Source organism: Actinomadura bangladeshensis (assembly GCF_004348335.1).
Taxonomy (GTDB): Bacteria; Actinomycetota; Actinomycetes; order Streptosporangiales; family Streptosporangiaceae; genus Spirillospora; species Spirillospora bangladeshensis.
Genome location: NZ_SMJW01000309.1, coordinates 1 through 8,292, shown reverse-complemented (window position 1 = coordinate 8,292; position 8,292 = coordinate 1). Strand labels below are relative to the sequence as shown.

Here is an 8,292-nt window from a genome sequence, read left to right as displayed (position 1 = left end):
TAGTCCGGGCGGACCTCGGCCACCATGCGGACCGCGCGTCTGCGCAGCTCAGGGGGATAGGGGGACGGACGTGCCATGACTCGATCCTCTCAGGGAAACGAGCCTCCATCCGACCCGGGGCGCTTCAGACTGACGGTCATCCGCGCCGCCGCCTTCCAGCCGTTCGTCCTCCAAGCCCCCAGCGCCCGTCGTCGCTCAAGCACTCGGCTACCACCACAACACCGCGACCGGCAACGCACCGCCGCCAGCGGCGGCACCTGGACCGCTGCCCTGGCACCCGCGAAGGGACAGTTCGATGACCTTGATCGCCCGGCACGGTCCGGCGTGGACTCGTAACGATTACCACCAGTTCTTCCTCATGCAGCCGGAGCATCAGGATTTCGTGCCCGAGGAGGCCGGACGGCTCATCTCCCCAACGCGCGAAGCGGTCATCGTTCAGACAGGAATCGCTGGCGGCAACGTCGCGGTGCACATTGAGATCCACGACCACGAGCCGTCCTTGCTCATGGTGCACTGTCTGATGGATGATCCGCCGGACCTGCCGGTGCTCACTCCGGCTCCGGCCGGGCCGGGGCTCTACCGGGTCCGCCCACCCGCTCGTGGCCGCGACATCGCATACGATTTGAGCGAGTAGCGATCACAAGAGATCTATCTCTTCCAGATCTGGCCGGCTCCCGACCTGCCGCTGCACGTGCTCAAAAAGACCGACCTGTGCGGCCAAGGTCTGCGCCGCCTCGTACACCTCGCCGAGGAGTAGCAACCCCAGCAGAGCGAGTTTCTTCGGTTCATGCTCAGTCCCGCCGCACGTGGGGCTCATCGGGCATGGCACGTCCGGTCGCAGGTGATTTGGAGTTCGGCACCGCGCAGCCGGAGATCGTTCGGGTGATGAGACAGCTTGGCCGGTGACGATGACAGTCCGCAGCAGGCGGAGATCGTCCGCGACTACGAACACCCCCTCTTTAACGGCGGCGCCACCCTGGCTTGCCGCCGCTGTCGCCAGGAGCGTGGGTCGGCCAGGAAGCTTCAGTCGGTGCCTGATCCGGCCGGTCAAGGGTGTGCTGGCGGCCACCTGGCCAGCGCAGTAGAACCTTCGATTCCGGCCCCGTGGTGTACTGGCGGCCGTCCCCGGGTCTATGCCAGGCGTGGGGACGGCCGTCCCGTCAATGTACAGCGAAGCACTGCGATGATTACCGATTTCGGCGGAGTTTGTTCCAACGCAGTTGGTATGGGATGTGCAGTAACCCGACCTGCTGGCCTTGCTTGCCGTCGCGGCTACTGGCGATGGCACCCGGACTCCTGGCCCACGCGGGGATGGGCAGCGCAACGTTCATTGAGGGTGGACGTCGTCTCAAGGCGGTCGAGGCAGCCGAAGGATCCATGAGCGGCCGCGGTGCTGAGTCTGATCTACAGTATCTGTGCAAATCCGGGCATGAGGCAAGCGTCACGGCAACCCGGTCGGTGACCGCAGACGTCCCGGCCAACGCGATAGAGCAATACCAGGCTGCATACTACTACGAATGGCCCCCTGGCCGTTCATGGGAACTTTTGTAATCGGTCGATCAGCCCATTCGCCTCAGCTGAGAGCTAACTGCTGAACGCTTGTAAGCAAAACGATCGGCACAGGCTTCATTGCAAGTGCTCTCCCTGGCCTTAAGGCTTGCTTCTTGTGTATTGGAGTTGCATTCTGAAATCTCTTCTTTTCGGTCTGGCTGAAACTGAGTAGCGGTCTACCCGAAAAAAAGATGATTCCTCCTTGTGGCCCCACTATGCCCTTGATTGACCAGCGACAATGGCATAAGTGGGCATGAGTGAGCGGTCGCACATGGCGGCGAGAGGGGTTGCGCATCGGTGCGGGGTGCGTCAAGATCACATTTGCTCCATCCGTCGCCAATCGGCCTTTCTGTTGAGGTCTGGTGCATTGCCTCTGACAAGTCTCACGGCAAACGAGGAGGGCAAGTACGTGTTAAAACGGCTTGAGCGACTTGGCATTCGGGCTCTTGTGGCCATTGGTGCGGTAGCTGCTCTGCTGCTGGGGTCCGGGCCCGCTCTTGCCTCGCCCGGCAGCGAGTTCAGCCCTAGCCCCGATCCCGCCGCAGCTCCCTCGAGTAGACCGGCGGCCGGCCCGGAGGCGCAGGTCAGGAGCGGCAGCCGCCCGGTGTCGGGCAGGACTCCCCAGGCCGGCCCACCGTTCAGCCAAGCCAGCGGAGTGTGGCAGGTCAACACCTCGATGGCCGTCCTGCGTAACACCGTCACGGATGCCGACGGCGACACGGCAAACCTAACCTTCGAAGTCTGGACGACTGACGCCTCCGGCAACCCGAAGGCCCAGGTCAAGCTCACCGATGCCAACCCGTACGGCGTCCTGGTGTCCGACTTCGTCGCCTCTGGCAAGACCGCCCAGGTCACCGTGCCCTCCGGCGCCCTCAAGCCCGGCGTGACTTACGCATTCCATACCTCCGCCTATGACGGCAGCCTGTATGAGACCACCTGGTCTCCGTGGGCGAAGTTCAAAATCCGCAATCGCGCCGTCGACATCAAGCTCCCGGAGCCGGATAAGGACGCGCCCACGCTGAATCAGGACGATTTTCAGCAGCCGCAGCAGATCCCTCAGCCTGCCTGGGATCCTGATGTCCCTTCCGGCGGTCAGCCAGGAACGCAAAGCGCTCCTGCCCAGTCGGTCGCACCACGCATCGATGGACGCAAGGGTTGGAGTTGTGGGGCGCTCAACGAGAAAACCGGAATCCAGCCCTGCACGCGCATTGTGCGCAACGTCAACGACAAGACCAGCAAGGCTCTTGCCGCCGCCATGGCGCAAATCAAGTCCGCGCCGCTGGTGGACTGGTGTGCGGGCCTCGCCAACTCGCATATCAAGCGCTATGAGGCCTGCCTCGCCACCTTCACATACGAATACGAAGGCGTCATCATCCGGGACGGCAAGCCCACTGGCGAGGTCATCAATGCTTCCTGGGCTATCCACCACGAATATCAACTGAGAGGCAATAGCGGCCTTATTGCCGAGAAGCTGGTCCTGTTCCCTGTCGGGCCAATCGATTCGAGATTCGGTCGAATCACGCTGAACGTGGACTTCAATTGTGTGGCGGCCAATTGCGTCACCGACACCACCTCCATGCACTGGGACGGTGCCTTGGAATGGGCCCCCCTGGTAGACGAGCACATCGCCGAAGGAACCATTAACCATTCCTGGACCGGCGGAGCTGTAACTGGTGTCACCGAGAACGTCTACCTGAGCACAAAAATCAGCGCCTGGGCACAGATGGCGAACCCGTCCGCGGCCCGCTACGGCGCCGCCGACGCGGCGATCCGCTGCGACACCGTTTCCCAGAACACTCCCGGCTGCACGTTCTCCAAGTACGTGCCAACCTGGACCTTCAACACCAAGAAGTATCCCGCCGCTGCCGCGCACGCATGGTTGATCCAGGCCAAGTCACCCAACCACCCCGGCGTCAAACAGTACGACAAGCCGATGCTCTTCCTCCCGGCGGCGGGGAAGAACTCCTGGAACCGTGACCCGCAGAAGAACCGAGATGTGATCTGCCCGACGGGATGGGCCAAAACCTATGGTCACCCGGAAACGACACGCCTCACAGAGATCAGCAGCACTGATGTGGCCAGCTGTGACGAGTTCGCCTTCGCCGCCTCCTACAACTCTGGCGGGATGCCCGCCACCATGGACGGCCTGAACCCGGTCACCTCAGGCGACCAGTGCTTGCAGACTTACGCCAAGCGCGTCACACAGGGCGAGTGGCACCTGTACGACGACGAGCGCAAGCCAGCGCCGACCTTCCAGGAGGTCTGTGGTCGCTCGGCGATGTCCAACTGGATGAACACCGGCTCCATGGCACCCTTCTCCGGCGGCTTCAGTCTGAAGTACCGGCTGCTGGACAAGGACCCCTACTGGGTGGACACCCCGGGCTTCCAGAACTGTGACGCCGCCGCGGTGCCCGTGCAGTGCACCGTGACGCTGCCCTAGCCGGGCCCGCACCAACGTGGTTGGGGCACACCAGTCGGGTCTGCCCCAACCACACCCGGTCACCGGGGCCCGTCGAGCACCACCGCGTCGATGTGCAAGTCCCGCGCGTCTACCCATGTCAAGCCGCCCAGGTACAGCGCGGGCCGATCCCCTGTCTCTTCAGTGCCGTCCGGTCGCCTCAACGGGCGTCCCTGCTCGAGCGCGGCGGCCGTCTCCGTCAGCCAGTCGGGCAGCGGCCACCCGTCCGAAGGCCACGGGTAGGGCTCGTCCGCTTGATCGACCGCCCAGGAACCGAGGTTGCCGAAAGAAGGTGCATCTCTGCGCGCATCGATGTACCAGCCCGACCACCCATCCCCAGGCGTCCGCGCGAACGGCACGATGCCCGCCTCCCGCGCCCAGTCCCCGGTACGCGTCCGGTACTCGCTGACCACCCGGTCGAGCGGCAACATCGTCTTGCGCGACGGGAGGATCCCGGCGACGTGCGGCGCCTCGGAGCTCTGGTCTTCGGCCATCCCGTCATGTATCCGGTACCAGGCGGCCAGCGTCGCCGGAAGTTGAACCTCCAGGGCCGACTCCGCCGCGGCGATTCCGGCTTCACTGGCCGGCGCGCGCAGCAGCGCGGCGGAGGCCGGGGCGTGCGCCCCAAGCCAGGCTTCGATCCGCCCCCACGCCGCCGTCAGCTGCTCGATGCCGTCAGCGTCGGTGCTCATGTACCGATACTACGAAGCGGTGCCCGGTTCGACACCGCTCTGTAGGGCGAGATCGGATCACTCCCACGGGCATAGGGAGCACTACGGCCACCACGAGGCGGTACGCGAGCATGACGGACCACCCCCACGGGCGTGGGGAGCACAACGACACGGCGCATGAAACCCAAGTCCTGTCCGGACCACCCCCACGGGCGTGGGGAGCACGGCTACCCGTGCACTGATGAGTCAAGCCATGCCGGACCACCCCCGCGGGCGTGGGGAGCACGCATCGTCGGTGGCGTCCTTCTGTAGCCGGGCCGGACCACCCCCACGGGCGTGGGGAGCACCCTTTCTGACCTGGGCCTATGGAGTCCCGTTGCCGTTTTGAGACATTCCGGCTGTCGATGGTGGTGTCACGGTTACGAGACTATTGGGCATGGGGTGTCGCAGTCTTCACTAACTGCCGGGGAGTCTGCGTCTGCGCCTGCCTTGGCGCGGCAGCGCCCGAGGCAGTGGGTGCGATGGCGCCGCCAGCCGTCAGCCGCCTGCTGTCGATGCCGATGTCCGCTCTCTGCTTGGCGATGTGGGTGCGTGGACCTGTGTCGAGCACCGCCATGACCTCGTGGCATCGGTCCGAGACCCGGCGATCGTCAGTGTTGCCCCTGCTGCCGCTTGCCGGACGGTCCATTTCGGTACCAACACCGCTTTCCCACCTAGAGGCTGCTCTCAAGGTGCTCCACCTGGTCATCCGAAGCCTGCTGAAGGACCGCATCACCCTGGAATGACAGGCGATCACCACCTCACCCACAAACTCGATCGTGCGGTGGTGGTTGCTGGGCCGGGGTGGATGATGTTTGACGTGAATGGTGGCGTGCTCGGTGACGGCAGCGAAGCGTGATGACGCCGCGTCCCGGTCGCAAGTGGCGGGCTGGCAGGGACGTCGGAGCGCTCGGGGGTCCCCGCGAGCCGCTCGTTGTGTTGCTTTGGGCGCCGGTGCACAGCACCTTGGTCAGCCAGAAGTGAAGATCGCGTCCTTGGCAGCCTGCGCGATCATCGCCTGTGTGGGGCCGGTGAGACCGATGCGGTTCCAATGAAAGATGACGTGGAGGGCGGTCACAGCGCGGATTCCCCGTGTGAGCTGGCCGTGCTCCCGCAAGGATTTCAGCTGTCCGCCGGTGTTCTGGAACGCGGTGAGCCAGTCGTGCCCGATGTCGTCGCGCTGGGCCTGGCCGGTGAGGAGCTGCCGGACGTCGTTGGTGAAGGAGCTCCATGTCGCCGGGTCGGGGAGTTCGCCGCGAAGCACGGAGCGCTGTTCAGCGATCTGGGCCCATACGTCTCCTTGCTCGCCGAACTCTAGGCCTGCGGCCCGCATTAGTGCGGTGCAGAGGATCAGGGACCGTTCCCTGCGGTCTGCGGGGGTGCCGTTGAGGAACGTGAGCAGATGGCGGCTGTCGGCGTGGAACAGCTTGTGCGCGGTGTCCATGCTTGGGTGGCCGCCGAAGGCGTGGATTTCGGGTTCGTAGATGTCGCCGGTCCAGTCGACGCCTCGGATGAGCTGGGAGCGAACGCTGTCACGGCCGCGGGTTTCGGCGGGGCGGTAGCGGACGCGCCAACGCCCCTTGCGGATGAAGAACCATGAGGTGATGAGGCCGGCGGTCTCGGCAGGGGGAAGAACGCGCGCTAGATGGGCGACCGCCTGCCGTTCGCGCTCACGAGCGTTCTGACCGGGGAAGGCGATGTTGACCTGCGTCCAGGAGGAGTTGTCGGAGGTGTCGTTCATGGTCGGGGGTCCTTCGTCAGCACAGCAGGAGGCAGGCGTCCCAGGACGTCGCGGTCCCCGTGGCGGCCAGGTCGGCGCCGGCCGTCCCGTCGAGGAGGCCGGGCGGCTCGTCGGATCTGGGTGCGGTCCGCCGGTGCCGCTCCAGCAGGTGGGCGACGGGGATTGGGGTGAGGGCGTCAGCGGAGATTTGGCGTCCGGCCGCCAGCGGGCCGCCGGTTCCGTGGCAGAGGCCACGGCAGGTGAGGCGTGCCAGTTGCTCGGGGTCGCTCACGGCCGCAGTGAACGCCGCCTCGGCCTTGTGCTGCCGTGCGGTATCGCCGAGGGCGTGGGCGGCGAGTTGCTGGGCGCGGGCAATGCCCGGTGTCCCGTAGCACCAGGACGGCCGCCACGGGTCTCGCTGCGCGCTGCTGCCGCGGCGTAGCTCGTCCAGTGTGAGGATCTCCGGCCACCACGCTTGGCCGGTCTCGGTTTGGCGTTCCCAGTGGTCGAGCCACTGGCAGATGCGGTTGAGCGCCGCTGCTTGCCCGTCGACGTGGAGGCCGTCGCGCATCGTCAGTGCCATGAGGGCGAGCGGCCCGGTGATCCCGTGTGCCATCCCGTGGTTGCTGTGGCCTCCGGCAGGACCGGGCGTGGTGCGGTTAGGGCCGGTCGGACACCACCAGCCGGGGAGCCCGTCGAGCGGCTCGGTGAGCCGGACCAGGTAGGTCAGTACTTCACCGAGCAGATCGAGGGTGCCGATACGGCGCATGGCGACGCCGAGGCCGGTCAGCCCGCGGATGAGGTCGAACTCGGCGTAGGCCGGTCGTCGGCGTTGGTCGATGCGCCGGTGGGCGGCCTCCAGGCGGTGGCGCGTCACCGTCGCGGTCCCGGCAGCGGTGACGGCTCTGGCCTGGTCGAGACCTGCCCGATCGGATGCGGCGAGGACGAACGCCAGCGCGGGCGCGCCGTAGTACAGGCTGGCGCCGGCGGCGACGCTGACGCCTTCGGCGACGGCCTCCTGCAGCGCCGCGTAGGCCGCCTCCCAGTCGCCGGTTTCCAGGTGGAGCAGGGCGATGCCGGCGGCCCCTTCGGCGAGGTTCTGCCCCCTGTTCATCGGATGTCGGCCTTGGCGTCTTCACGGTGGTGCCCGGTGTGCAGAGCGGTGTGGGCGACGGTACGGGCCAGCCGCAGGCAGCGCCGCTCGGATGCGGTGTCGACGCCGATCGTGCGGGCGTGGTGCAGGTGCAGCAGGTCGGCGAGCACCTGGTCGGTGTCCATCCCATCCTGGTCGGTGAGGGCCCGGTAGGCGGCCAGCGCCTCCGCCAGCTCCGCGTCGTCGTCCGGGACGGTGATGCGGGCGAGCTGGGCGGGATCCAGGCGCGGGCCGCTGCGGTGCGGGACATGGTCGATAAGCCACCTCAGGCCGTCGCCGCCGGTGAACCCGTGGGCGACGGCGATCATCCCGGCGGCCGTGGCGGCCTCCCGGTCACCCGACAGCCGCCTGAGGACGGTGCGGGAGTCGGCGGCGAACACCTTTTCGGCCGCGGCCAGGGCTGGGCCGCTTCCGTGGCGGGTCTCCGGCCGGTACGTCGCCAGGGAGTATTCGGTCACCAGGCCGTCGTCGTGCAGACGCTCCGCCCACAGGGCGAGGTCATGGGCGGCACCCGCGAACAACTCGTCCTCGCGCAGTGGGACCCGCAGTCGCAGGTGCGGGGTCGGGTCGGGGTAGCGCAGGAACCACCAGCCCGTGGGGAGTTCGAGGAGGTGGGCGAGGATGTCGGTCAGGATGCTTGGGGATCGGCTGAACACGCGGGCGTCTAGCCACCGCGACCGTCCCGGCCAGTGCTGAAGGG

Annotated in this window: 6 protein-coding genes and 1 CRISPR repeat array; of the genes, 2 read left to right on the top strand and 4 right to left on the bottom strand. The window is 66.5% G+C overall.

Going from position 1 to position 8,292, the window contains the following annotated elements; genetic code table 11:
• The first annotated feature begins 295 nt into the window (after positions 1–295).
• Both E1284_RS35720 and E1284_RS35715 read left to right on the top strand, forming a co-directional pair.
• Positions 296–634 carry a hypothetical protein gene (locus E1284_RS35720; RefSeq protein WP_131944583.1) on the top strand — a complete coding sequence of 113 codons (339 nt, stop codon included), beginning with the start codon at positions 296–298 and terminating at the stop codon, positions 632–634.
• Between the two features lie 1,572 nt (positions 635–2,206).
• Positions 2,207–3,991 carry a hypothetical protein gene (locus tag E1284_RS35715; protein WP_131944582.1) on the top strand — a complete coding sequence of 595 codons (1,785 nt, stop codon included), beginning with the start codon at positions 2,207–2,209 and terminating at the stop codon, positions 3,989–3,991.
• 59 nt (positions 3,992–4,050) lie between these two features.
• Here the strand turns inward: E1284_RS35715 and E1284_RS35710 are convergent, their stop codons facing one another.
• From E1284_RS35710 to E1284_RS35695, 4 genes are all read right to left on the bottom strand, one after another.
• On the bottom strand, positions 4,051–4,701 hold the full coding sequence (locus tag E1284_RS35710) for an SMI1/KNR4 family protein (protein ID WP_131944581.1): 651 nt from the start codon (positions 4,699–4,701) through the stop codon (positions 4,051–4,053).
• Between the two features lie 53 nt (positions 4,702–4,754).
• A CRISPR array of direct repeats spans positions 4,755–5,027; the repeat unit is 29 nt; unit sequence CGGACCACCCCCACGGGCGTGGGGAGCAC.
• Positions 5,028–5,689: 662 nt separating this feature from the next.
• Positions 5,690–6,460, bottom strand: coding sequence for a thiopeptide-type bacteriocin biosynthesis protein (locus E1284_RS35705; RefSeq protein ID WP_131944580.1), 771 nt, complete (start codon positions 6,458–6,460; stop codon positions 5,690–5,692).
• A gap of 16 nt (positions 6,461–6,476) precedes the next feature.
• Positions 6,477–7,553 (bottom strand): lanthionine synthetase C family protein, encoded by a 1,077-nt coding sequence (locus E1284_RS35700; protein ID WP_131944579.1) that lies wholly within the window; start codon positions 7,551–7,553, stop codon positions 6,477–6,479.
• Positions 7,550–8,292 (bottom strand): thiopeptide-type bacteriocin biosynthesis protein (locus E1284_RS35695; RefSeq protein ID WP_207924138.1); only part of this gene is annotated, 743 nt, incomplete at its 5' end. The genes E1284_RS35695 and E1284_RS35700, both read right to left, overlap by 4 nt.